At 71.6% G+C, this 23,747-nt stretch carries 21 protein-coding genes; 5 read left to right on the top strand and 16 right to left on the bottom strand.

The annotated features are described in order from the left end of the window. Nucleotides 1-320: 320 nt before the first annotated feature. The 7 genes from pheT to infC all read right to left on the bottom strand — a co-directional run bounded on the left by pheT (nt 321) and on the right by infC (nt 7,878). On the bottom strand, nt 321-2,831 hold the full coding sequence (gene pheT / locus ACIBKX_RS27560; RefSeq protein ID WP_363274357.1) for a phenylalanine--tRNA ligase subunit beta: 2,511 nt from the start codon (nt 2,829-2,831) through the stop codon (nt 321-323). Beyond that, nucleotides 2,831-3,958: a phenylalanine--tRNA ligase subunit alpha gene (gene pheS / locus ACIBKX_RS27555; RefSeq protein WP_363274356.1), complete on the bottom strand. Its 1,128-nt coding sequence runs from the start codon at nt 3,956-3,958 to the stop codon at nt 2,831-2,833. The genes pheT and pheS overlap by 1 nt, the downstream gene beginning before the upstream one ends. A 198-nt stretch (nt 3,959-4,156) precedes the next feature. Continuing rightward, nucleotides 4,157-5,281 (bottom strand): ATP-binding protein, encoded by a 1,125-nt coding sequence (locus tag ACIBKX_RS27550; RefSeq protein ID WP_363274355.1) that lies wholly within the window; start codon nt 5,279-5,281, stop codon nt 4,157-4,159. Nucleotides 5,282-5,365: 84 nt separating this feature from the next. After that, complete coding sequence (locus ACIBKX_RS27545; RefSeq protein WP_363274354.1) at nt 5,366-6,211, bottom strand: RNA methyltransferase; 846 nt, start codon at nt 6,209-6,211, stop codon at nt 5,366-5,368. 172 nt (nt 6,212-6,383) lie between these two features. Then, nucleotides 6,384-6,770: a 50S ribosomal protein L20 gene (rplT, locus tag ACIBKX_RS27540; RefSeq protein WP_363274353.1), complete on the bottom strand. Its 387-nt coding sequence runs from the start codon at nt 6,768-6,770 to the stop codon at nt 6,384-6,386. Nucleotides 6,771-6,864: 94 nt separating this feature from the next. After that, nucleotides 6,865-7,059: a 50S ribosomal protein L35 gene (gene rpmI / locus ACIBKX_RS27535; protein WP_003947156.1), complete on the bottom strand. Its 195-nt coding sequence runs from the start codon at nt 7,057-7,059 to the stop codon at nt 6,865-6,867. A 120-nt stretch (nt 7,060-7,179) separates the two neighbouring features. Then, nucleotides 7,180-7,878 (bottom strand): translation initiation factor IF-3, encoded by a 699-nt coding sequence (gene infC, locus ACIBKX_RS27530; protein WP_399376313.1) that lies wholly within the window; start codon nt 7,876-7,878, stop codon nt 7,180-7,182. Between the two features lie 332 nt (nt 7,879-8,210). On the opposite strand from infC, the gene ACIBKX_RS27525 reads away from it, so the two are divergent. Then, the gene (locus tag ACIBKX_RS27525) at nt 8,211-8,588 is read left to right on the top strand and encodes a DUF1844 domain-containing protein (RefSeq protein ID WP_363274351.1); all 378 of its coding nucleotides are present in this window, start codon (nt 8,211-8,213) and stop codon (nt 8,586-8,588) included. Between the two features lie 3 nt (nt 8,589-8,591). On the opposite strand, the gene ACIBKX_RS27520 is transcribed toward ACIBKX_RS27525, so the two are convergent. Genes ACIBKX_RS27520 through ACIBKX_RS27510 form a run of 3 tightly spaced genes read right to left on the bottom strand, consistent with a single transcriptional unit; the run spans nt 8,592 to nt 11,831 of the window. Then, nucleotides 8,592-9,326 carry an SseB family protein gene (locus tag ACIBKX_RS27520; RefSeq protein WP_363274350.1) on the bottom strand — a complete coding sequence of 245 codons (735 nt, stop codon included), beginning with the start codon at nt 9,324-9,326 and terminating at the stop codon, nt 8,592-8,594. Between the two features lie 55 nt (nt 9,327-9,381). Beyond that, nucleotides 9,382-10,560: a type VII secretion-associated serine protease mycosin gene (gene mycP / locus ACIBKX_RS27515; protein WP_363274348.1), complete on the bottom strand. Its 1,179-nt coding sequence runs from the start codon at nt 10,558-10,560 to the stop codon at nt 9,382-9,384. Next, nucleotides 10,557-11,831: a hypothetical protein gene (locus tag ACIBKX_RS27510; protein WP_363274347.1), complete on the bottom strand. Its 1,275-nt coding sequence runs from the start codon at nt 11,829-11,831 to the stop codon at nt 10,557-10,559. The genes mycP and ACIBKX_RS27510 overlap by 4 nt, the downstream gene beginning before the upstream one ends. A 138-nt stretch (nt 11,832-11,969) precedes the next feature. Between ACIBKX_RS27510 and ACIBKX_RS27505 the strand changes: the two genes are divergently transcribed. Continuing rightward, entirely contained in the window at nt 11,970-13,172 is a 1,203-nt protein-coding gene (locus tag ACIBKX_RS27505) for an amino acid deaminase/aldolase (protein ID WP_363274345.1), read from the top strand. A 9-nt stretch (nt 13,173-13,181) separates the two neighbouring features. Here ACIBKX_RS27505 and ACIBKX_RS27500 read toward each other — a convergent pair whose 3' ends face one another. The 6 genes from ACIBKX_RS27500 to ACIBKX_RS27475 all read right to left on the bottom strand — a co-directional run bounded on the left by ACIBKX_RS27500 (nt 13,182) and on the right by ACIBKX_RS27475 (nt 20,483). After that, on the bottom strand, nt 13,182-14,159 hold the full coding sequence (locus tag ACIBKX_RS27500) for a DUF2510 domain-containing protein (RefSeq protein WP_363274343.1): 978 nt from the start codon (nt 14,157-14,159) through the stop codon (nt 13,182-13,184). Nucleotides 14,160-14,204: 45 nt separating this feature from the next. Further along, nucleotides 14,205-15,515, bottom strand: a complete 1,311-nt coding sequence (locus ACIBKX_RS27495) for a haloacid dehalogenase-like hydrolase (RefSeq protein ID WP_363274341.1) — start codon at nt 15,513-15,515, stop codon at nt 14,205-14,207. Between the two features lie 16 nt (nt 15,516-15,531). Further along, nucleotides 15,532-16,854, bottom strand: coding sequence for a haloacid dehalogenase-like hydrolase (locus tag ACIBKX_RS27490; RefSeq protein ID WP_363274340.1), 1,323 nt, complete (start codon nt 16,852-16,854; stop codon nt 15,532-15,534). Nucleotides 16,855-16,945: 91 nt separating this feature from the next. After that, the gene (locus tag ACIBKX_RS27485; protein ID WP_363274338.1) at nt 16,946-17,728 is read right to left on the bottom strand and encodes a 3-oxoacyl-ACP reductase; all 783 of its coding nucleotides are present in this window, start codon (nt 17,726-17,728) and stop codon (nt 16,946-16,948) included. Between the two features lie 5 nt (nt 17,729-17,733). Then, nucleotides 17,734-19,104: an aldehyde dehydrogenase family protein gene (locus tag ACIBKX_RS27480; RefSeq protein WP_363274337.1), complete on the bottom strand. Its 1,371-nt coding sequence runs from the start codon at nt 19,102-19,104 to the stop codon at nt 17,734-17,736. An 8-nt stretch (nt 19,105-19,112) separates the two neighbouring features. Further along, on the bottom strand, nt 19,113-20,483 hold the full coding sequence (locus ACIBKX_RS27475) for a glutamine synthetase family protein (protein ID WP_363274334.1): 1,371 nt from the start codon (nt 20,481-20,483) through the stop codon (nt 19,113-19,115). 77 nt (nt 20,484-20,560) lie between these two features. Between ACIBKX_RS27475 and ACIBKX_RS27470 the strand changes: the two genes are divergently transcribed. The 3 genes from ACIBKX_RS27470 (at nt 20,561) to ACIBKX_RS27460 (ending at nt 23,727) form a co-directional block, all read left to right on the top strand. Continuing rightward, a complete protein-coding gene (locus ACIBKX_RS27470; RefSeq protein WP_363274332.1) occupies nt 20,561-21,328 on the top strand; it encodes an FCD domain-containing protein in 768 nt (255 codons plus the stop codon). 150 nt (nt 21,329-21,478) lie between these two features. Further along, the gene (gene eat, locus ACIBKX_RS27465) at nt 21,479-22,924 is read left to right on the top strand and encodes an ethanolamine permease (protein ID WP_363274330.1); all 1,446 of its coding nucleotides are present in this window, start codon (nt 21,479-21,481) and stop codon (nt 22,922-22,924) included. Nucleotides 22,925-23,037: 113 nt separating this feature from the next. Further along, on the top strand, nt 23,038-23,727 hold the full coding sequence (locus ACIBKX_RS27460; RefSeq protein ID WP_363274329.1) for a gamma-glutamyl-gamma-aminobutyrate hydrolase family protein: 690 nt from the start codon (nt 23,038-23,040) through the stop codon (nt 23,725-23,727). The last annotated feature ends 20 nt before the right edge of the window (nt 23,728-23,747 follow it).

The raw sequence follows: 23,747 nt of genomic DNA, 5'->3' as shown, positions 1-23,747 counted from the left end.
GACGCGCACGGAACGGGTCGGCCCGCGCACCGGCCCTCGCCCGGAACGCGCTCCCGCGCCTCACCCCGAGCAGCACTCTGCGGGGAGCTCCAGCCCTGATACGGATCATGCCGACGGCCCCCCTAAGGCCATGTTCAGCGTGCTGGCCGTACAAGCCGCGCAGGTCAGCCCCCGCGGCCGGATAGATTCTGTCGACCGCCTGGGCCCATCGGGTCAGAGAGGGCTTACTTGTCACTCAAACGAGTGAAGGGCGCATCCGGAAGTCCGGATACGCCCTTCTTTGCGCCCCTTGTGCGCCTGGCAACGACTACAGGCGGTGACTACGCTCCGCGCAGCACCGCACCCGTACGCTCCGCCGCGAGGGCGACGGCGGCGTCACGGGCCGCGGAGGCCTCGTCGACGGTCAGCGTGCGGTCGGCCGCGCGGAAGCGCAGCGCGTACGCCAGGGACTTCTTGCCCTCGCCGATCTGCTCGCCGGTGAAGACGTCGAACAGCCGGATGGACTCGAGGAGTTCACCCGCGCCCTCGCGCAGGACCTTCTCGACCTCGGCGGCCGGGACGTCCTGGGAGACGACCAGCGCGACGTCCTGCGTGGCGACCGGGAACGTGGAGATCTTCGGCCCCTGCGGGACACCGGCGCCGGCGTCCTCCAGACGGTCCAGGTTCAGCTCCATCGCGCAGGTGCGCGCGGGCAGCGACAGCGCCTTGACGACACGCGGGTGCAGCTCACCGGCGTACCCGATGACCTGCTCCGCACCGTCGATCACCACGGCCAGCTCGGCGCACCGGCCCGGGTGCCACGGACCGTACTGGCCCTGGCGCACGAGCAGTTCGGTGCCCGACTCGGCGGCCAGGGTGCGCGCGGCCTCGACCGCGTCGGCCCAGTCCGCCGGGCGGCCCTTGCCCCACCAGCCGGCCTGCTCGCGGGCGCCCGCGAGGACGACGGCGGCATGCCGCGGCTGGACGGGAAGCGCCTCGGTCAGGGAGGCGATCTCCTCGTCCGTGGGACGGCGGTCGACGGGCAGCCGGACCGCGATCCGGGCCTCCTCGCGCGGCTGGAAGACAAGCCCCGTCTCGAAGAGCGCCAGGTCGTGGCTGCCCCGGCCCTCGTTGCGGCGCAGCGCGCCGAGCAGGCCCGGAAGCAGCGTCGTACGGAGCGCGGGCTCCTCGTCGGAGAGCGGGTTGACCAGCTTCACGACGCGGCGCTTGGGGTCGCCGGGCTCGAGGCCGAGCTGGTCGAAGACCGACTCGCCGATGAACGGGTAGTTCGGCGCCTCGACGAAACCGCTGCCGGCCAGGGCGCGGCCGATGCGGCGGTGCAGCCGCTGCCGGTCGGTCAGGCCGCGGCCCGCGGGGGGCTTGGGCAGCGTCGAGGGCAGGTTCTCGTACCCCTCAAGCCGGATGACCTCTTCGGCGAGGTCGTTCGGCTCGGTGAGGTCGGGGCGCCAGGACGGCACGGTGACCGTCAGGGCGTCCTGGCCGTAGACGTCACAGCCGACCTCCTGGAGGCGGCGTACGACGGTCTCGCGGCCGTAGTCCATGCCCGCGACCTTGTCCGGGTGGTCGGCCGGCATGCTGATCGTGCGGGGCGCGGAGGGCGCGATGACCTCGGTGACCCCGGCGTCGGCGGTGCCGCCCGCAAGGAGGACGAGCAGGTCGACCGTGCGCTGCGCGGCGGCGGACGCGGCCTGCGGGTCGACGCCGCGCTCGAAGCGCTTGGCCGCCTCGGAGGGCAGCTTGTGGCGCCGGGCGGTGCGGGCGATGGAGATGGCGTCGAAGTGCGCGGCCTCGATCACGACGTCCGTCGTGCCCGCCGTCTCCTCGTGATCCGCGATCTCGGTGTTGGCGCCGCCCATGACGCCCGCGAGGCCGATCGGGCCGCGGTCGTCGGTGATGACGAGGTCCTCGGCGTCGAGGACGCGCTTGGCGCCGTCGAGCGTCGTGAACTTCTCGCCCTGCTCGGCACGGCGCACGCCGATGGTGCCCTCGATGCGGGAGCGGTCGTAGGCGTGCAGCGGCTGGCCGAGCTCCAGCATCACGTAGTTGGTGATGTCGACGGCGAGCGAGATCGGGCGCATGCCCGCCTTCTGCAGGCGGCGCTTGAGCCAGATCGGCGAGCGGGCCTCGGGCTGCAGGCCCGTGACCGTGCGCGCGGTGAAGCGGTCGCAGCCGCGCGGGTCGGAGATCTTGACCGGGTAGCCGGACGAGTTCGGCGCGGGCACGTCCAGGAGCGCCGGGTCGCGCAGCGGCAGGCCGTACGCGGTGGCGGTCTCGCGGGCGACGCCGCGCATCGAGAGCGCGTAGCCGCGGTCGGGCGTGACGGCGATGTCCAGGACCTCGTCGACCAGCTGGAGCAGCTCGATGGCGTCGGTGCCGGCCTCGTGCTCGGGCGGCAGGACGATGATGCCGCCGCTGCCGTCGTCGCCCATGCCCAGCTCGTCGCCGGAGCAGATCATGCCGTGCGAGGTCTTGCCGTACGTCTTGCGCGCGGCGATCTTGAAGTCGCCGGGCAGGACGGCGCCGGGCAGCACGACGACGACCTTGTCGCCGACGGCGAAGTTCCGGGCGCCGCAGACGATCTCCTGCGGCTCGCCCGTGCCGTTGGCGGAGCCCACGTCGACGGTGCAGAAGCGGATGGGCTTCTTGAACTCGGTCAGTTCCTCGATGGTGAGGACCTTGCCGACGACCAGGGGGCCGGAGAGGCCGGCGCCGAGCTGCTCGACGGTCTCGACCTCGAGGCCGACCTCGATCAGCTTGGCCTGTACGTCACGGCCGGTCTCGGTGGTGGGGAGGTCGACGTACTCCCGCAGCCAGGAAAGCGGGACCCGCATCAGATCTCCATCCCGAACGGCCGGGTGAACCGGATGTCACCCTCGACCATGTCTCGCATGTCTTCGACGTTGTGGCGGAACATCAGCATCCGTTCGATGCCGAACCCGAAGGCGAATCCGCTGTACTTCTGAGGGTCGACGCCGCAGGCCGTGAGGACCTTCGGGTTGACCATGCCGCAGCCACCCAGCTCGATCCAGCCCTCGCTGCCGCAGGTGCGGCAGGGGCGGTCCGGGTTGCCCACGGACTCGCCACGGCAGACGTAGCAGACCATGTCCATCTCGGCGGACGGCTCGGTGAACGGGAAGTAGTTCGGGCGCAGGCGGGTCTTCATGTCCGCGCCGAAGAGCGACTGGACCATGTGGTCCAGGGTGCCCTTGAGGTCGGCCATGGTCAGGCCCTCGTCCACGGCGAGCAGCTCGATCTGGTGGAAGACCGGGGTGTGCGTCGCGTCCAGCTCGTCCGTGCGGTACACGCGGCCGGGGCAGACGATGTAGACGGGCGGCTCACGGTCGAGCATCGCGCGGGCCTGCACGGGCGAGGTGTGCGTCCGCAGTACGACACCGGACTCGTCCCCCTCGGTGCCCTTGGGGCCCTGGACGAAGAACGTGTCCTGCATCTGCCGGGCCGGGTGGTCCGGGGTGAAGTTCAGGGCGTCGAAGTTGAACCACTCCGCCTCGACCTCGGGGCCCTCCGCGATCTCGTAGCCCATGGCGACGAAGACGTCCGCGACCCGCTCCATGAACGTGGTCAGCGGGTGCCGGGCACCGGCCGGGGTGCGGTCGTAGGGCAGCGTGACGTCCACCGCCTCCTCGACCAGGACCCGCGCGTCGCGCTCTGCCTCGAGCTCGGTCTGGCGGGCGGCGAGCGCCTTGCTGACCGCGCCGCGCGCCATGCCGACGCGCTTGCCGGCCTCGGCCTTGGCCTGCGGGGGCAGCGCGCCGATCTCGCGGTTGGCGAGCGCCAGCGGCGAGGTGCCGCCGGTGTGCGCGACCTTGGCCTCCTGGAGCTTGTCGAGGTCGCCGGCGGCGGCGAAGGCGGCGAGCGCCTCGTCCCGCATGCGCTCGATCTCTTCAGGTTTCAGTGCCTCGACCTCAACAGGGTCGTACGACTTGTTCGGTGCCGACATCTCTTCCCGTGCTTCCGGTTGGCTGGTGATGGTCCCCGTCTACGACTCGGAGACGAATCGTCCACAGATCAGGGACGCAAACGTGCCAAGGATCGATTCTAACGGGGGTGGCGCAGGCGAATGAGCCCGCGGGCGTTGCTCGGGCGGATCAGCAGTGATCAGACGCGATCAGACGTGACGAGTCGTGATGGGTCTTGATCAGAGGAGATACGCCGGAGTGCCCACGGGCAACGTAAATCGGAACTGGGCGCCGCCGCCGGGCGCGCGGCCGACGGTGATCGTGCCGCCGTGCGCTTCCACGATGCCCTTCACGATGTACAAGCCCAGTCCCGTCCCGCCGCGTTTGCTGCCCCGCCAGAAGCGGGTGAAGACGCGGCCCATCGATTCCTCCGGAATGCCGGGGCCCTCGTCGCTGACCGTCACGGCCGTCGAGCAGGCCGGCGAGGACGCCACGTCAATGGTGACCGTTCCCTCGCCGTGCCGCACGGCATTTTCCAGGAGGTTGCTGAGTACCTGGTCGATCTTGTCAGGGTCGGCCCAGAGATCGGGCAGCGGCTGCTGTATCCGGACCAGGAAACGGTCGGCGTCCTGGCCCGACGCGACATGGGCCTGGATGTGCCGGCCGACGGCGGCGCCTATGTCGACGGGCTGGCGGCGCAGCTCGAGCCGTCCGGAGTCGATCCGTGAGATGTCGAGCAGCTCGGCGATGAGCCGGGTGACGCGGTTGGCGTCGGCGTCCACCGTCTCCAGCATCAGCTTCTTCTGGTCGTCGGTGAACCGCTCCCACTTGGCGAGCAGCGTCGCCGTGAAGCCCTTGACGGAGGTGAGGGGCGAGCGGAGTTCATGGGCGACGGTGGCGATCAGCTCGGCGTGGCTGCGCTCGGTGCGGCGGCGGGCCTCGGTGTCGCGGATGGACACGACGACACGGCGGACGGGGCCGGTGGGCGCGGTGCGCACATAGCGCGCGGAGACGAGGACCTCACGCCCGCCGGGGAGCAGCAGATTGCGCTCGGGCTGGGCGAAGCGGGTGGCGAGGCCGCCGTAGGGATCGGTGAGCTGCCACCAGCGGCGCCCTTCGAGGTCCTCTAAAGGCAGGGCGCGCTCCAGGGGCGTACCGAGCGCGTCGGCGGCGCAGACCGCGGTGATGCGCGCGGCCGCGGTGTTGAAACAGATGACGTGGCCCGTCTCGTCCGCGACGACTAGGCCGTCGGGCAGTTCGTCCGGGTCGAGGCCGAGTCCGCCGAGGTCACCGGGGCCGCCTGGGTCCGCGCGGGTGCACAGGACGCCCTGCGCCGCCGGTGATCTGCTCGTGCCGATGCTCATTCCCCGTATCCCACCTCTCGGACTGGCACAGGAGGTGCACACCTCCGCTCGAGCAATGCCGAGGCCCCCGAGCCCGTCACACTACTAGCTGGGGGTGACGGAGCGGCACCCTCCCACGGCACGCTGTGCACGGGCGGAGGCATAGAGGCACACCGCCGCGGCCGTGGCGAGGTTGAGGCTTTCCGCTCTGCCGTGGATCGGAACGCGCACCACGGCGTCGGCGAGTGCGCGGGTCTCCTCCGGTAGCCCCCAGGCCTCGTTGCCGAAGACCCAGGCGGACGGGGTGCCCATGGTCCCCTTGTCGAGTTCGTCGTCGAGGTCGTCCTCGCCCGCGCCGTCGGCGGCGAGGATGCGTACGCCGATGTCCTTGAGGCCCTGCACGGCCTGCTCGACGGGTACGCCGACCGCGACGGGCAGATGGAAGTGCGAACCGACCGACGCCCGTACGGACTTGGGGTTGTAGAGGTCCACGGAGGCGTCGGTGAGGATGACGGCGTCGGCGCCCGCGGCGTCGGCGCAGCGCAGCACGGTGCCCGCGTTCCCGGGGTCGCGGACGTGCGCGAGGACGGCGACGAGCTTGGGCCGGGCGGCGAGGATGTCCTGGAACGGCACGTCGATGAACCGGCAGACCCCGACGAGCCCCTGCGGCGTGACGGTCGTCGAGATGTCGGCGATCACGGCTTCCTCGGCGAGGTGCACGCGGGCGCCCGCGGCGCGGGCCTCCCCGACGATGTCGGCGTACCGCTCGGCGGCGTCGACGGTCGCGAACAGCTCCACGAGCGTGTCCCCGTACCCCGCGGCCTCCCGCACGGCCTGCGGCCCCTCAGCGAGAAACAGCCGCTCCTTCCCCCGAAAATTCCGCTTGGCAAGCCGCCGGGCGGCGGTGACGCGGGGCGATTTGGGAGAAATCAGTTCAGGGGCGGCAACCATGGGACTCACCTTAGGAACAGCGCCCCCGAAAGGGGCGCGGGGAACTGCGCGACCAGCCAAAGAAGACCCGCGGACGGCAGACGACAGACGACGGCAGACGGGAAGCCGGACACACTCGGACCCGCAGGCCAAGTGGCCTGCGGGTCCGATTCACGCTCAGCTCGGCGCAGTGTTACGCGGCGGCCTTCGGCGCGTTGACGTCCGAGGGCAGCGCCTTCTGCGCAACCTCGACCAGCGCGGCGAACGCGTTGGTGTCGTTGACGGCCAGCTCGGCCAGGATCTTGCGGTCGACCTCGATGTTCGCGGCCTTCAGACCCTGGATGAAGCGGTTGTAGGTGATGCCGTTGGCGCGGGCAGCGGCGTTGATGCGCTGGATCCACAGCTGACGGAAGTCGCCCTTGCGCTTCTTGCGGTCGTTGTAGTTGTAGACCAGGGAGTGGGTGACCTGCTCCTTGGCCTTGCGGTACAGGCGCGACCGCTGACCGCGGTAGCCGCTGGCCTGCTCGAGGATCGCCCGACGCTTCTTGTGGGCGTTGACTGCCCGCTTGACGCGTGCCACTTGTTAACTCCTTGTAGCGGGGCCGTGGTTGTCTTCACACGGCCCGGTATCGATTGGGTCCCGGTCAGAATTCAGGCGCTCGCCGCGCCCGAACTCACTTGCCGAGAAGCTTCTTGATCTTCTTGGCGTCGCCCGGGGCCATCTCGGCGTTGCCGGTGAGGCGACGCGTCAGACGGGACGACTTGTGCTCGAGCAGGTGGCGCTTGCCGGCGCGCTCACGGAGCACCTTGCCGGAGCCGGTGATCTTGAAGCGCTTGCTGGCACCGCTGTGCGACTTGTTCTTCGGCATAGCGCCGTTCTCTCCTCGTCAGTGGCACTCCCCGCCGGTTCCAGTTCCTGCGAACCGGCGGCAGGGAGCGTCAGATGTATCAGTTGTCATCCGGGGCGCGCGTGGGAGGCGCGTCCTGGATCAGGCCTCAGCAGGGGCCTCGGCCTCGGCGTCGACGGCCGGCTCCTCAGCGGAGTCGTCGCCTCGGCCCTGGCGCTCGGCCTTGCGGGCGGCCTGGGCCTCGCGGGCCTCGGCCATGGCTTCGGTCTTCTTCTTGTGCGGACCGAGGACCATGATCATGTTTCGGCCGTCCTGCTTCGGGTTCGACTCGATGAACCCGAGGTCTTCGACGTCGTTCGCGAGACGCTGCAGCAGTCGGTAGCCGAGCTCCGGCCGGGACTGCTCGCGACCACGGAACATGATCGTGATCTTGACCTTGTCGCCCTGCTTGAGGAACCGGACGACGTGACCCTTCTTGGTGTCATAGTCGTGCGGGTCGATCTTCGGCCGGAGCTTCATCTCCTTGATGACCGTGTGCGCCTGGTTCTTGCGCGCTTCACGGGCCTTCATGGCCGACTCGTACTTGAACTTCCCGTAGTCCATGAGCTTGCAGACCGGCGGACGTGCGTTCGCCGCGACCTCGACCAGGTCCAGGTCGTACTCCTGCGCAAGCTCCAGGGCCTTGGCAAGCGGAACAATCCCGACCTGCTCGCCGCTGGGACCGACAAGTCGCACCTCGGGAACGCGAATCCGGTCGTTGATGCGGGGCTCGGCGCTGATGGATCCTCCTCGGTAGCACCACGCGGCGGTCTGGCGGACAGCCGCGTTACGTCTGAATATTCGGACCAACAGCGTCGGCGCATAAAAAATGCCCCGGCCGATCACAGGAAGGGGCTCCATTACTACCGGAGCACCTCCGCGGTGATCGCGGGGCGCATCTCGGGCGGGCCGAAGTCTCGGGGACTGTGGCCGCCTGACCGGTGACCCGCCGCTCCGGGGAGCGGCCAGGTGGGAAGCGGAGCCTCCACTTGTGGGCCGGTTCCTTGCGTTGGCACGCGAGACTCCGGCCGGTCGTTACACAAGGTTAGCAGGTCCCGGGGGGTGCGGCTAACCGTCGTGCGCGCGGCCTCCCGCGGCGCCGCCCGCCCGGGCCTCCGCTTATCGTGTGGGACATGAGCGACGCGACCCCCACCCCCGAGTCCCCCGCCGGTGACTCCCCCGACTTCGACACCCTGACCCGTGACATCGCGGACGTCCCCGCGGTCGAGGTGATCACCACGGTGGCGGTCCACCTGATGAGCGCCGCCGCCGTGAACCTGGGCCTGGCCGAGGGCGGCGAGGGCCACAAGGACCTCGACGAGGCCCGCAAGCTGATCCACTCCCTCGCCGGTCTGATGGACGCGAGCGCGACGGAGATCAGCTCCTTCCACGCGGCCCCGCTGCGTGACGGCCTGAAGTCGCTGCAGCTGGCCTTCCGCGAGGCGTCCGTGGTGCCGGACGAGCCGGGTCAGGGCCCGGGAGAGAAGTACACGGGCCCGGTCTTCGGCTGAGTCCTACACCGTACGTACGTAAAGGGGCTCGCCCGGTGGCGTCGCCTCGGCAGGCAGCAGTGCCAGGTCGAGGCCGCGCACCAGGCGGGCCCTGAGTGTTTCGTCGGCCGCGATGCCCCGGGCCACGCGCTGGGCCACTTCGGAGGCGTCGGCGGCGGGGTCGATGACCAGGGCGAGGGTGCCGTCCGCGCGGCCTGCGCCCAGATGGGCGCGGAGCACGGCCGGCTCGGCGGCGACGACCGCGCGCACGGCATCGGTGACGGCCGGGTCGGCGAGCGGGTCGGCGCTGGAGCGGCCCTCGGCGAGCGCGACCAGGGCCGACCTGCCGAGCTCGTAGGGGACAGGGCCCGCGAGGTCGAGCACGATCGTGTCCGCCTGCTCGTGGGCGGCGGCCGCGAGTGCCTGGTGCAGCGGCACGGCGACGGGCCTGGCCTCCGGGTCCCACAGGGCCAGGGAGCGGATGGAGGTGAAGGCGGGCAGCGCCTTGCGGTCGCCCGCCTTGAGGGTGGGCACGGCCATGTCGCTGGTCTTCTCGCGGCGCAGGCCGTTCTCGTCCTCCTCGACCTCGCCGAGGACGGCGACGACAGGGACGAGGAGGCGGGCGCCCGCGAGTGCCTCGAGGACCGGGCCGTGCGCCGTGCGGTCCTCGGCCCAGGCCGCGAGCGCGCTGGTCAGCCGGGGGTCGGCGGACCCGTCGTCGTCGGAGAAGCCGGGGTCCGGGATGTTCTTGTTCGCCACGCTCCTGAGCCTATCGACCCCGCTCGGGGGCCCGGCGGGCGGTGCGGGGGCCGCTTCAGACGGTGCGGGTCCCGCGTCCCCTCGGGCCGCGCCACAGGTAGACGCCCGCCGCGAGGAGGGCCACCCCGAGGCCGCCCGCGACGGGGCCCACCCACCCCGCGGGACCGCCGTCGCCCCGGTCGGGATCGGGGCCCGCGCCGAAGTACTTCTTCTCGTACGCCGCCGAACTCAGCCCCTCCGGCTTCAGCGACCCGCCCTTGGCGATCGCGGCCGCCGGGTCGATGAAGCCGAAGCCGCGTGAGTCGTCGCGGCCGCCGCCGGGCACGTCCCGTGCGGTGCCCTCGATGAGCTTCTTGATCTGCGCCGGGGTCAGGCCGGGGTGGGCGTCGCGGATCAGGGCGACGGCGCCGGAGACGAACGCGGACGCGGCGCTGGTGCCCCAGCCCTCGTAGTACTCGCGGTCGGGGTCGGCGATGACGATGTCCTTGCCGGGCGCGCTGACGGTGGCGTACCAGCGGCGGGTGGAGAAGGAGGCGCGGTTGCCGTTCTCGTCGACGGCGGTGGCGGCGATGACGCCGGGGTAGGCCGCCGGGTAGGAGATGTGGTCGCCGCGCTCGCCGCCGTTGCCCGCGGAGGCGACGACGACGGCGCCCTTCTTCAGGGCGTACTGGACCGCGGCGTCCTCGGCGGGTTCGGGGTGGGCGGACTTGGAGTCGTCGCCCAGGGAGAGGTTGATGACGTCGGCGCCGTGGTCGGCGGCCCAGCGGATGCCGTCGGCGAGCGCGTTGCCGCGTGTGTTGCGGGCCTTGGAGCGGGCGGGGTCGCCGTCCTCCAGGATCACGCGGATCGGCAGGATCTTCGCTTCGGGGGCGATGCCCAGTACGCCGTCGCCGCCGCCCGCGCCGTGTCCGTGGCCCGCGATGATGCCGGCCATGGCGGTGCCGTGCCGGGCCCAGGGGCGGTCGCCGCGCTTGGCGCCGAAGCCGACCATGTCCTTGCCCGTCAGGACGTTGCCCTTGAGGTCGGGGTGCTCGGCGTCTATGCCGGTGTCCAGGACGGCGACGGTGATGCCCTTGCCCTTGGTGGTCTGCCAGGCCTCCTCGGTGTGCAGGGCGTCGAGGGCCCACTGCTGGGCGCGGATGCCGTCGTCGGCGTGCGCGGCGGTGGGCAGCAGGGCGAGCGACCCGGCGAGGAGGGCGGCGGTCGCGGCGGTCGTCAACTGGCGGATGCTCATGAGGACTTCCCCGTGGCCGCGATGGTCTTGCGCAGGCTCCGCTCGACGCGGTCTGCGATGCCCTTCGCCTCGTTGCCGAGGCCCGCCTGGGCGGGGGCGCTGGTGGCGGACGACTTCATGGCGTCGGCGGCGGGCTCGGGTTCGGTGACCGTGCGGCCGTCGGCGAACCCGGAGACGGCGAAGGCCACGACCGGGGCGTCCGGCAGCACGGAGACGGTCCAGGAGGCGCGCTGGGCGTCGCCGAAGCCGGCGGCCGGGGTGCCCTTGGCGGCGTACGGGCGCGGCATCAGGTCCTCGCGCCGGTCGAGGCCCTCCTCGGTGAAGCGGGTGCGCAGGGAGCGCATCGCGTCGGCGTCGGCCTTGGTGAACAGCAGGCCCACGGTGGTGACATGGCTGCTGGTCGCGTCCGTGTACGTGGCGCGGAGCAGCCGCAGGCAGCCGGCCGGGGCGAGGGCCTTGCGGAGCAGCGGGTCGAAGGCGGTCTTGCAGCCGCTGTCCGGGGCGACGGCTATCCGGGTCCAGGTGCGGTCGGCGCCGCCGGGGCCCGCCCCCTCGCCCTTGATGGTGGCGGGGAAGAGCCGGTCGACGGGCACGCTGTGCCAGAGCTCGCCCGCGACGGCGTACGCGTTCTGGGTGCCGCCCGCGCCCCGGGCGTCGCCGGTGAGCCAACTCCCGGTGGCGGCACCGCCGATGAGACCGAGGCCGAGCACCACACAGGCCGCGGCGGCGGCCGCCCTGGGACGTGCCCAGGGGCGGACGGGCCGCAGCCGGGTGGTGCTGTCGTCGTACAGCGCGGGGCGGGCGAGGGTCACGAAGGGCCGTCCGGCGCCGGGTCCCGGCGTCAGGTCGACGGCGCCGACCGCGCGGCGGGCGGCGGTCGTCCGGGCCGGGGACGCGGGGGCGGCGTCGGGAACGGGCGGCTGCGGCGGCGGCAGGGGGTAGTCGGCGGCACCCGGATCGGTGTCGTTCATGTGCTCCGTGTCCGGTGCGGGCTCCGCGGCGGGGGGCGGTTCGACGGGGGGCGGCGGCGCGTCGGGGAAGCGGGCGGACGCGAGCGGCGGGGGCGGGGACTGCGGGGTTTCGGCCGGTTCGCTCTCCGCCGGCTCTGCCGCCTCCGAGGGCTCCGGGAGGCGTACCCGGTCGAAGGGGGCGAGGAGGTCGCCGAGGACGGAGTCCTGGTCGCCGTCCGCGGGCGGCTGCGGCGGGCCCGCCGGCGGGGGCGGGGCCGTGGGCAGCGGCGGGACGGGAGTCCGTCGCGCTTCCGTGCTCATGCACCCCCCGTTTCCTCGCTCTTGTGCGCGTAACTCTAAAGGCAGACGCAGGTCGGCAGGGAACCAGACCGAAGGCCGGGGTGATCTGCCCGGATCATCCCCCTACCCTCGGGTAATCGCGTCTGGCAGGCTTCGGACATGACCGCCCGAGCCGCAGACCGGGCCCGCTACGACCGGGCCACCAAGCACCTCGACGCCCCCCTCGCCATCGTCGACCTGGAGGCGTTCGACGCCAACGCCGACGATCTCGTGCGGCGGGCCGGCGGGAAGCCGATCCGGGTCGCCAGCAAGTCCGTGCGCTGCCGTGCCCTGCTCGAACGCGTCCTGGCCAGGGACGGCTTCGCGGGGATCATGTCGTTCACGCTCGACGAGTCGATCTGGCTGGCCCGGTCCGGGTTCGAGGACGTGCTGCTCGCCTATCCGTCGGCCGACCGCGCCGGTTTCGCGGAGCTGACCGCCGACCCGAAGCTGGCCGCCTCCGTGACGGTGATGATCGACGACCCGGCGCAGCTGCGGCTCATCGACGAGTCCAGGGCGGAGGGCTCCCAGGAGGTGCGGGTCTGTCTCGAACTGGACACCGCCCTCAAGATCCTCGGGGGCCGGGTGCGGATCGGCGCGCGCCGCTCTCCGCTGCACTCCCCCGTGCAGGTCGCCGCCCTCGCCCGCGCCGTGGCCCGGCGGCCCGGCTTCCGTCTCGTGGGTGTGATGGCGTACGAGGGGCATGTGGCCGGCGTCGGTGACGCGATCGCGGGGCGGCCGCTGCGGTCGCGGGCGATCCGGGCGATGCAGAGCGCGGCCCGCAGGGAACTCGCGGCCCGCCGCGCCGAGACGATCCGCGCGGTGCGCGCGGTCGCGCCCGACCTGGAGTTCGTCAACGGCGGCGGCACGGGCAGCGTGCAGCACACGGCGGCCGAGGGCGCGGTGACGGAGATCGCCGCCGGGTCGGGTCTCTACGTACCGAGGCTCTTCGACAACTACACGTCGTTCAGCGGGCGTCCGGCCGCGCTCTTCGGTCAGCCCGTGGTGCGCAGGCCCGGCGTCGGCACGGTGACGGTGCTCGGCGGCGGCTACCCGGCGTCGGGCGCCGCGGGCCCCGACCGCTCCCCCGTGCCGTATCTGCCCGAGGGTCTGCGCTACGACCCGCAGGAGGGCGCGGGCGAGGTGCAGACGCCGCTGCTCGGCTCGCCCGCGGACGATCTCCTGATCGGCGACAAGGTGTGGTTCCGGCACGCCAAGGCCGGGGAGATGTGCGAGCGGTTCGACGTGCTGCACCTCGTGGAGGGCGACCGCGTGACGGCGACGGTGCCGACGTACCGCGGAGAGGGCCACACCTTCCTGTAGCCCCGGCCGTCAGGGCGTGGGGCCCACGCTGTTGCCCACGCCGCCGTCCGTCTCGCCGCCGCCGATCGGGCGGATCCCCTTGGTCATCTCGTCCAGGTCGGAGAGCGGCGGCGCGCCGTCGGCCACGGCGAGGGCGGAGCGGACGATGACCGGCGACTCGGAGCCGAGGGTCGAGGGGAACACCAGCGACTGGACGTATCCGCCCTCGCCCTTCTCGGTGTAGACGCGCCAGCGCACCAGGTAGCCGGAGCGGCCCGCGACGGCGACCGAGCCCTCCTTGACCTTCTCGTGCCGGGTGATGCCGCCGTACGGCTCCTGGCCGACCCGGTCCTCGTCGTACGCCGCGTCCGCCGCGTCCTTGATGTCGCCGAGGGCCAGGGCCTTGGGCGAGCGCTCGTCGGTGGCCGTGGCCGTGCGGGAGTAGACCGTGCCGTGCCGGCAGAGGCTGCCCTCGCCGGGGCAGTCGTAGACGTCGGGGGTGCGGACGGTCGGGTCGCCGCCGACCGTGCTGTCCGCCTTCTCCCAGCCGTCGAGCACGGGGATCGTGATGCCGTTGAGCTGGTCGACGAGCCGGGAGGGTTCGGGGTCGGGGGCCGAAGTGGTGGGCGACGCGAAGGTCGGGGACGGCGGATCCACCGGCTCCGACGTGCCCGGCGGGGGGCCGTCGCCCTCCGGGTCCCCGTCGTCCTTGCCGAGCACCACGACGCCGGTGACGATCGACGCGACGAGGACGACCCCGGCGGCGGCGAGCGCGACGGCCTTGGCCCGGCCGCCGCCCCCGGAGACCACGGGCTGCGGCTGGGTCGTCGCGAGGCCGAGCCCCTGCTGCGGCTGGGTCGTCGCGGGGCCGAATCCCGGCTGCGCCTGGGCCGTCTGCGGGGCGCGCCGGTGCTCGGTCCACGCGGACCCGTCCCACCAGCGCTCGACGGGCTGAGCCGGCGGCGCCGACGGGTCGGGGTACCAGCCGGGAGGGGGCGACATACTCATCCCGGCACTCTAGGTCGTGCCCCGAAGATCAGGACAGCAGGACCGTCAGAACACCGCGTCCTCCTGATCGGGCACGACCGAGCCGTCCTCGCGCAGCACCGGGCCCTTGGCGCCGTCGTGCTCGTTGTACGCGGCCGTCGAGCAGGGGTACGGGTCGGCCTTCTGCGGCAGCGGTTCGATGAACATGGGGTTCACGACCCAGCGGCCGTCCGCGTTGTCGTAGGCGCGGCACATGAACTCGCTCTTGTTGCGGTTCAGGACCAGGTGGGCGCCGGTCGCGTCGCCGACGAACGTGACGTCGGTGTCGGCGTCGCCGCCGCCGAGCGCGATGCGGTGGGACCAGTCCTGCTTGTCCCAGGCGGACTTGCCCTTGACGCCGTAGATCTCCTGGTTGATCCAGCAGCGCTTGCCGTCGATGTAGGGGATGGCCTCGCCCTTGTTGACGGGGACGTCGCCGCAGCCCTGGTTCCAGGGGGTGATGCGGCCCTTGTCGTCGAGGACGGAGCGGATGGCGATGGTGTGCTTGCGGTCGATGCCCACGCTCTTGGACCACACCTCGGTGACCGGCTCCGAGCCCGCCGAGACGATGTAGACGTCGAACCCGGCCTTCTTCAGCGTGCGGATCAGGTCGCGCTGCTGGTCGTAGTAGCGGACGTAACCGGGGATCTCGTGCGTGCCGACCGTCTGGGTCGCGCCGATCGGGGCGGCGAGGGCCTCCTTGCGGGCCTTCGCGGCGTACGACTCCAGCTCCTTGACGGTGTGTCCGGCGAAGAGCTGCGGCACCCAGGCGTACTGGGGCACGGTGTGCCGGTGGTCCCACTCGCCCGCGAAGGCGGCGGCGCCGCTCATCGTCTTCCCGTCCTCGCGCACCTCGAAGATCTCGTCGGCGCAGTCGGTGTCGGTGGAGGTGGGCAGCGGCTTGCCGACGGGCACGTCGGTGCCGCAGGCCGCGGTGAGCGCCTTGTCGGCGTCGTCCGTCATCCACTTGCTGGTGGACTTCCAGGTGGCCGGGCGAAGGATCTTGTCGTGGTGCAGGGCCCAGGCGATCGTCGCGTCGGTGACGTCGTTCTTGGCGACGGTGTTGTCCCAGTCGAAGGAGGCGACGGGACGCTGCTTGCCGTGCCGCACCTGGGCGTTGGAGCAGCTGCCGCGCTCGTCGATCATCTGCTGGAGCCTGGCGCGGTTGTCGCCGTACCAGCTCAGCTTCTTCGAGAGCTGCGGGCAATGGGCGCCCGGCGTACGGGAGTCGGCGGGGTCTGCGGCCGTGGCGGCGGCCGCGGGGAGAGCTGTGGGCACGGCCGCCGCCAGAGTGGCGGCCGTGGCCAGAGTCAGCGCCAAAATGTTTCTGCTACGCATGTGAGTGGACCGTACATCAACCCTGCGCGGCGGGTGAGGCTCCGTACACCGTGTCCTGCTGGTCGGGGATGACGGACCCGTCCGTGCGGCGCACCGGGCCCTCCTCGCCGTCCCGTTCGGTGTATCCGGTGCCGGCGCACGGGTACGGGTCGGCCTTCTTCCCCTTGGGCTCGATGAACATGGGGTTGACCAGCCAGCGGCCGTCGCGGTTGTCGTAGGCGCGGCACATCAGCTCGTTCTTGTTGCGGTTCAGGACGAGCCGCAGGGCCGTGGCGTCGCGCAGGAAGGAGATGTCGGTGTCGGAGTCCCCGGCCGCGAACACCTGGCGCCTGTCGGCCGGTTGGACCTTCTCGGCGGCCGGTCCGCGCACTCCGTAGATCTCCTGGTTGATCCAGCAGCGCTTGCCGTCGATGTACGTGATCATCGAGTCGTCGCCGTCCTTCACGGTGCCGCAGCCCTTCAGACGCGCCGTCAGTTTCCCGTGCGCGGTGACGCTGCGGATGCCGATGGTGTGCCGCGCGTCGACGCCGACGCTCTTCGCCCAGACCTCGGCGACCGGCTCGGGCGAGGCGGAGACCACGTAGACGTCGAATCCGGCCTTCTTGAGCGTACGGATCAGATCCCGCTGCTGGTCGTAGTAGCGGACCCAGCCGGTGAACTTGCCGGTGCCCACCGTCTGTTCGGTGCCGGCGGGCGCGGCGAGGTTCTCCTTGCGGGCCGCCGCCGCGAAGCCCTTGACCTGGTGGGCGGACCAGCCACGGGTGAGCTGGGCGAGCCAGGCGTACTGGGGTTCCATGCGACGGTGGTCGAAGCCGGCGAAGGCGGCATCGCCCTTGGTCGTGGTGCCCTCGCCGTACACGGAGGCGATCTCGTCGGCGCAGCCCGTGTCGCGCTCGGTGGGCAGGGTGGTGCCGGTGCCGGTGCCGGTTGCGGGGCAGGCGGTGGCGAGGGCCTTGGCCGCCGGATCGGTGAGGTAGCGGCTCGTGGTGTGCCAGTCGCCGCGCTCCGGCGTACGGATCTTGCCGTTGCGCAGCAGCCAGAACATGGTGGCGTCGCCGACGTCGTTCTTGATGACCGTGTTGTCCCAGTCGAAGGTGGCGACCGGCCTGGCTCCTCCCTTGTGGTGCCGGGGGCCGCAGTCGCCGTACTCCTCGATCATCCGCTGGAGCCGCGCCTTGTTCTCGCCGTACCAGCCGTCCGAGACGGAGAGCGTGGGGCAGGTCCTGGGCTCGGACCGGGCGGGCTGGATGGCCTGCGCGGTCGCCTGGACGGTGACGAGGCCCGCTGCGGCGACGGCGGTGACGGCTGTGGCCGCGATGGCGCGGCGCTTGAAGTTCACGAACACACTCCCGTGTTTACGCAGGTCAGCCGGGCGTCGTGCGACGCCCGGCTGACGGGTGGGTGGCCTTGAGGTGAACTGCTCGCGGTGCCTAGAGCGGGGTGACGTACGCCCCGGTGAGCCCGCCGTCCACGAGGAAGTCCGTGGCGTTCACGAACGAGGAGTCGTCGCTGGCGAGGAACGCGACGGCGGCGGCCATCTCCTCGGCCTCCGCGAAGCGGCCCACGGGAATGTGCACGAGGCGGCGCGCGGCGCGCTCCGGGTCCTTCGCGAACAGCTCGCGCAGCAGCGGGGTGTTGACCGGGCCGGGGCAGAGCGCGTTGACGCGGATGCCCTCGCGGGCGAACTGGACGCCCAGCTCGCGGGACATGGCGAGGACGCCGCCCTTGGACGCGGTGTACGAGATCTGCGAGGTCGCCGCGCCCATCCGCGCCACGAACGACGCGGTGTTGATGATCGAGCCCTTGCCCTGCTCGCGCATGTAGGGGATGGCGGCCTTGCAGCACAGGTAGACGGAGGTGAGGTTGACCTCCTGGACGCGCTTCCAGGCCTCCAGGCCGGTGTCCAGGATGGAGTCGTCGTCGGGGGGCGAGATGCCCGCGTTGTTGAAGGCGACGTCGACCGAGCCATAGGTGTCGTACGCCGTCTTGAAGAGCGCCTCGACCTGCTCGGCGTCGGTCACGTCGACCTTCACGAAGGTCCCGCCGACCTCGTCGGCGACGGCCTTGCCCGCGGTCTCGTCGATGTCTCCGCAGACTACGTTGGCGCCCTCGGAGGCGAGGCGGCGCGCGGTGGCGAGGCCGATCCCGCTGCCGGCTCCGGTGATGACGGCGGTGCGGCCGACGAGACGGCGGCAGATGATTTCTTCGGTCATGGTGCTCAGGCCTCCGTGCTGTCAGTGCGTTCCGTGCTGATGAAGACGTTCTTGGTTTCCGTGAAGGCGGTGAGGGCGTCCGGGCCGAGCTCGCGGCCGAGTCCGGACTGCTTGTAGCCGCCGAAGGGGGTCCAATAGCGCACGCTGGAGTGCGAGTTGACGGACAGGTTGCCCGCCTGGACGGCCTGGGAGACGCGCAGCGCCCTGCCCACGTCCCGCGTCCAGATGGAGCCGGACAGGCCGTACTCGGTGGCGTTGGCGAGCCGGATCGCGTCGGCCTCGTCCTCGAAGGGCAGGACGACGGCGACGGGGCCGAAGACCTCCTCCACGGCGACGGGCGCGTCCGGGTCCACGTCGGTGAGCAGCGTGGGCGGGAACCAGAAGCCGGGCCCTTCGGGGGCCTTGCCCTGGATGCCGGCGCCGGCCGGGACGTACGAACGGACGCGCTCCAGCTGGGACCTGGAGATCAGCGGGCCCATCTGGGTCCGCTCGTCGGACGGGTCGCCGACGACGATCGACTCGATCGCGGGCGTCACGATCTCCAGGAAGCGCTCGTAGACCGAGCGCTGGACGAGGACGCGGGTGCGGGCGCAGCAGTCCTGGCCGGAGTTGTCGAGGTACGACATGGGCGTGGCGAGGGCGGCGGCCTCCACGTCGGCGTCGGCGAAGACGATGTTCGGGCTCTTGCCGCCGAGTTCGAGGGTGAGGCGCTTCACGCGGTCGGCGCACTTGGTCATGATCTGCTTGCCGACGCGGGTCGACCCGGTGAACACGATCTTGGCGACGCCGGGGTGCTCGACCAGGGCGTTGCCCGCGATGTCCCCGGCGCCGGGCAGGACCTGGAAGAGGCCCTCGGGAAGGCCTGCCTCCAGGGCGAGTTCGGCGAGCCGGAGCGCGGTGAGCGGGGTGGTCTCGGCGGGCTTGAGGATGACCGCGTTGCCGGCCGCGAGCGCGGGGGCGGTGCCCCAGGCGGCGATCGGCATCGGGAAGTTCCAGGGCGCGATGACGCCGACGACGCCGAGGGGTTCGAGGACCGTGACGTTCAGGCCGCCGGGTACGGGGATCTGACGGCCGCTCAGCCGTTCCACTCCCCCGGCGGAGAAGTCGAGGAGGTCGCGGACGTTGCCCGCCTCCCAGCGTGCGTTGCCGATGACATGGCCGGCCTCGCGCACCTCCAACTGAGCGAGTTCTTCGAGGTGTTCGTCGACCACGACCGCGAAGCGGCGCAGCAGGCGGGCGCGGTCGGCGGGGGCGGTGGCCGCCCATCGGGCCTGTGCCTTCGCGGCGCGGGCGACGGCGGTGTCGACATCTGCCGCGGTGGCGGCCGGGACGGACGCGACGACCTCTTCGGTCGCCGGGTTGAGTACCTGCAGCAAGTCGTTCCTCACATGCGTTCGAAGGAGCGGCGGAGTTCCCAGTCGGTCACCGCGGAGTCGAAGGCGTCCAGCTCGACCCGCGCCATGTTGCTGTAGTGCGCGACCACCTCGTCGCCGAAGGCGGCCTTGGCGGTGGGGCTGTTCTCCCAGAGTTCGGCGGCCTCGCGCAGGGTGGTGGGGACGTGCGCGTAGTCGCCGGTGTAGGCGTTGCCCGTGCACTCGTCGGGCAGTTCGAGCTTCTGCTCTATGCCGTGCAGGCCCGCGGCCACGAGTCCGGCGACCGCCAGGTGCGGGTTGACGTCGCCGCCGGGGAGGCGGTTCTCGAAGCGCAGGGAGCGGCCGTGGCCGACGACGCGGAGCGCGCAGGTGCGGTTGTCGTAGCCCCAGGCGGCGGCGGTCGGCGCGAAGGAGCCGGGCCGGAACCGCTTGTAGGAGTTGATGTTGGGGGCGTACAGGAGGGAGAAGTCCCTGAGCGCCGCCAGCTGCCCGGCGAGGAAGTGCCGCATGACGGGCGACATGCCGCCGGGGTCGTCGGCGGAGCCGGCCATGGCGTTGTTGCCGTCGGCGTCCTGGAGCGAGAGGTGGATGTGGCAGGAGTTGCCCTCGCGCTCGTTGAACTTCGCCATGAAGGTGAGCGAGACGCCTTCCTGGGCCGCGATCTCCTTGGCGCCGGTCTTGTAGATGGCGTGCTGGTCGCAGGTGACGAGGGCTTCGTCGTACCGGAACACGATCTCGTGCTGGCCGGGGTTGCACTCGCCCTTGGCCGACTCGACGACGAGCCCGGCGGCCGCCATGTCGTTGCGGATGCGGCGCAGCAGCGGCTCGATCCGGCCGGTGCCGAGCACCGAATAGTCGATGTTGTACTGATTGGCCGGGGTGAGGTCCTTGTAGCCCGCGTCCCAGGCCTGCTCGTACGTGTCCTTGAAGACGATGAACTCCAGCTCCGTGCCCACGTGGGCGGTGAAGCCGAGTTCCGCGAGCCGGTCCAGCTGGCGGCGCAGGATCTGCCGGGGCGCGGCGACCACGGGCGATGCGTCGTTCCAGGCGAGGTCCGCGATCAGCATCGCGGTGCCCTCGTTCCAGGGGACGCGGCGCAGGGTGCTCAGGTCGGCGTGCATGGCGAAGTCGCCGTAGCCGCGGTCCCAGGAGGACATCGCGTAGCCGTCGACGGTGTTCATCTCCGCGTCGACGGCCAGGAGGTAGTTGCAGCCCTCCGTGCCGTGCTCGAGGACCTCGTCGAGGAAGAAGCGTGCGGCGAACCGCTTGCCCTGGAGCCGCCCTTGCATATCGGGGAAGGCCAGGACGACAGTGTCGATCTCGCCGCTCGTGACGAGAGCACGCAGCTCCTCGACCCCGAGCGGGGGTGTGCGGTCTGCCACGGGAAAATCCTCCTTGGGTCAGCCGAGAGCCATAAGGTATTGCCGAGAACCATTGATTGGGAAGGGGGTACGGCCAGATGTCGCACACGGATGCCGGCGCTTCCGGTGTCACGCCCGCCGGGAGCACGTCCGCCGACGACGACCGGCTGACGCCGGTACTGCGTCCCGTGCGGGCGGGCAACGGCTTCGAGGAGGCCCTGGAGCAGATCCTCCAGGTCGTACGTCTGGGCCTGGTGCCCGGCGGCGAACGCCTCCCCTCGGAGCGGGAGTTGGCCGACCGCCTCGGCATCAGCCGGGTCACGCTGCGCGAGGTCCTGAAGGTGCTCCAGGACCAGGGCCTGGTCGAGTCGCGGCGCGGCAGGTACGGCGGTACGTTCGTCCGGCCGCGCCCCGAGGCCGCCGGCGAGGACGAGCTGCGCCGCCGCATCAAGGACGTCGACGTCGAGGACGCGCTGCGCTTCCGCGAGGTCCTTGAGGTCGGCGCGGCCGGGCTCTGCGCGGCGCACGGCCTGGACGGGGAGCAGAAGGAGCGGCTGCGCACGGCGCTCGCGCAGACCCATGACGCGCCCCTGTCCGAGTACCGCCGCCTGGACACGCTGCTCCATCTGACGCTCGCCGAACTGTGCGGCTCGCCCACGCTCACCGCGCAGTACGCGGCGGTCCGCGCGACCGTCAACGACCTGCTCGACTGCATCCCCCTCTTGGTACGGAACCTGGAGCATTCGCAGCGCCAGCACACCGCGCTCGTGGAGGCAGTGCTCGACGGGGACGCGGACGGGGCGCGGGAGATGATGCGCGAGCACTGCGCCGGTACGGCCGCCTTGCTGCGGGGCTTCCTGACATAAGGGGCGCGGTGAGCGGTGATTAACCGCGGTGTAACGCAGGGGGCTTGATTTCTCGGCGGCCGCACGGCAAAGGTATGCATCCGTTCCATTGAGTCGTCTGAGTCACCCAGCCGCCGAGCCGTAGTGCCGCCGCCGCAGAGGAGCCGTGCCATGACCGTGGAGTCAACCAAGCCACCCGCCGCCCCGCCGACGGACGACTATCTGGAGCGCAGGACGCTGCGCCGGGGCAGCGCGGGCTGGCTCCTGCTCACCGGGCTCGGCGTCGCGTACGTCGTCTCCGGCGACTACTCGGGGTGGAACTTCGGCCTGGCGGAGGGCGGCTTCGGCGGTCTCGCCATCGCCATGGTGCTCATGGGCGTGATGTACGCGTGCATGGTGTTCTCGCTGGCGGAGCTGTCGTCGGTGCTGCCCACCGCGGGCGGCGGCTACGGCTTCGCGCGCCGGGCGCTCGGCCCCTGGGGCGGCTTCCTCACCGGCACGGCGATCCTCATCGAGTACATCCTGGCGCCCGCCGCGATCTCCATCTTCATCGGCGACTACGTCGAGTCGCTCGGCCTGTTCGGCCTGGAGTCGGGCTGGCCGGTGTACCTGGCCTGCTTCGTCATCTTCATCGGCATCCACCTCTGGGGCGTCGGCGAGGCGCTGCGGTTCAGCTTCGTCGTGACCGGCATCGCGGTGGCGGCGCTGCTCGTCTTCGCGGTCGGCGCCTTCATGGACTTCGACGCGTCGAAGCTGAACGACATCCCGGTGGACTCCTCGGCCTTCGGCTCCAACTCCTGGCTGCCGATGGGCCTGTTGGGCATCTGGGCGGCGTTCCCGTTCGGCATGTGGTTCTTCCTGGGCGTGGAGGGCGTGCCGCTCGCGGCCGAGGAGACCAAGGACCCGGCCCGTACGCTGCCGCGCGCGATCCGCTGGTCGATGGCGATCCTCGTCGTCCTCGCGCTCCTCACGTTCTTCGCGTCGGCCGGGGCGCGCGGCGCGAACGCGATCCAGGAGGCGGGCAACCCGCTGGTGGAGGCGCTGCAGCCGAACGGCGAGGCGACGGCGCTCAGCCGCATCGTCAACTACGCGGGCCTGGCGGGCCTGGTGGCGTCCTTCTTCTCCCTGATCTACGCGGGCTCGCGCCAGCTGTTCGCGCTGTCGCGGGCGGGCTATCTGCCGCGCTTCCTCTCCCTGACGAGCAGCCGCAAGGCCCCCTACCTCGGCCTCCTGGTGCCCGGCGCGATCGGCTTCGGTCTGGCGGCGGCCACCGGGGACGGTGCGCGGATGCTGAACGTCGCGGTGTTCGGCGCGACGATCTCGTACGCCCTGATGTCGCTCTCGCACATCGTGCTGCGCCGCCGCGAGCCGGGCCTGGAACGGCCGTACCGCACGCCGGGCGGCATCCTGACGTCCTCCGTCGCACTGGCCCTCGCCTGCTCGGCGCTGGTGGCGACGTTCCTGGTGGACGTGACGGCGGCGCTCATCGCACTCGCCGTGTACGTGGTCGCCATCGCCTACTTCGGCCTGTACAGCCGCAAGCATCTGGTGGCGAGCGCGCCGGAGGAGGAGTTCGCGGCGCTGGCGGCGGCCGAGGCAGAGTTGGAACGCGACTGATCAGGGCAAGGCGACTGATCACGACGACTCGACGGAACAAGACGATGCGACCGATCACGACGACGCAACTGATCACGGCGACGTGACTGAACACGATGGCGAGGGAGAACGCAGTGAGCGGCAGGCCGCTGATCGGAGTCAGCACCTATCTGGAGTCCAAGGCGAGCTGGGGCGTGTGGGAGCTGCCGGCCGCCCTGCTGCCGGCGGGCTACCCGCGCCTGGTCCAGGCGGCGGGCGGCCTCGCGTCGATGCTCCCGCCGGACGATCCCTCGTACGCCGCCGAAGTCGTCGCCCGTCTTGACGGCGTGGTCATCGCGGGCGGCCCAGACGTCGAGCCGGTCCGCTACGGCGCGGAGCGCGAGGAGCGGACCGGGCCGCCGGCGCGGGAACGGGACGCGTGGGAACTGGCGCTGATCGAGGCGGCATTGGCGTCGGGGACACCACTGCTCGGCATCTGCCGGGGGATGCAGCTCCTGAACGTGGCCCTCGGCGGAACCCTGACCCAGCACCTGGAAGGGCATGTCGAAGCGATCGGGGTCTTCGGCACCCACGAGGTGAAGCCGGTCCCCGACACGCTGTACGCGTCGATCGCCCCGGAGCCGTCGACGGGCGTCCCCACGTACCACCACCAGTCGGTGGCGCGCCTGGGCCGGGACCTCGTCGCCTCGGCCCACGCGGCGGACGGCACGGTGGAGGCCGTCGAACTCCCCGGCTCCGGCTGGGTGTTGGGCGTGCAGTGGCACCCGGAGATGGGGGAGGACGTCCGGGTGATGGCGGCGCTGGTCGAGGCGGCGGGCGCCTAGGCGGGGGGGCGCCTAGGCGG

Source organism: Streptomyces sp. NPDC050658 (genome assembly GCF_044457025.1).
In the GTDB taxonomy this organism is placed as follows: domain Bacteria; phylum Actinomycetota; class Actinomycetes; order Streptomycetales; family Streptomycetaceae; genus Streptomyces.
Note: the sequence above shows the minus strand (reverse complement) of the source record. Positions and strands in the feature narration are given on the sequence as shown.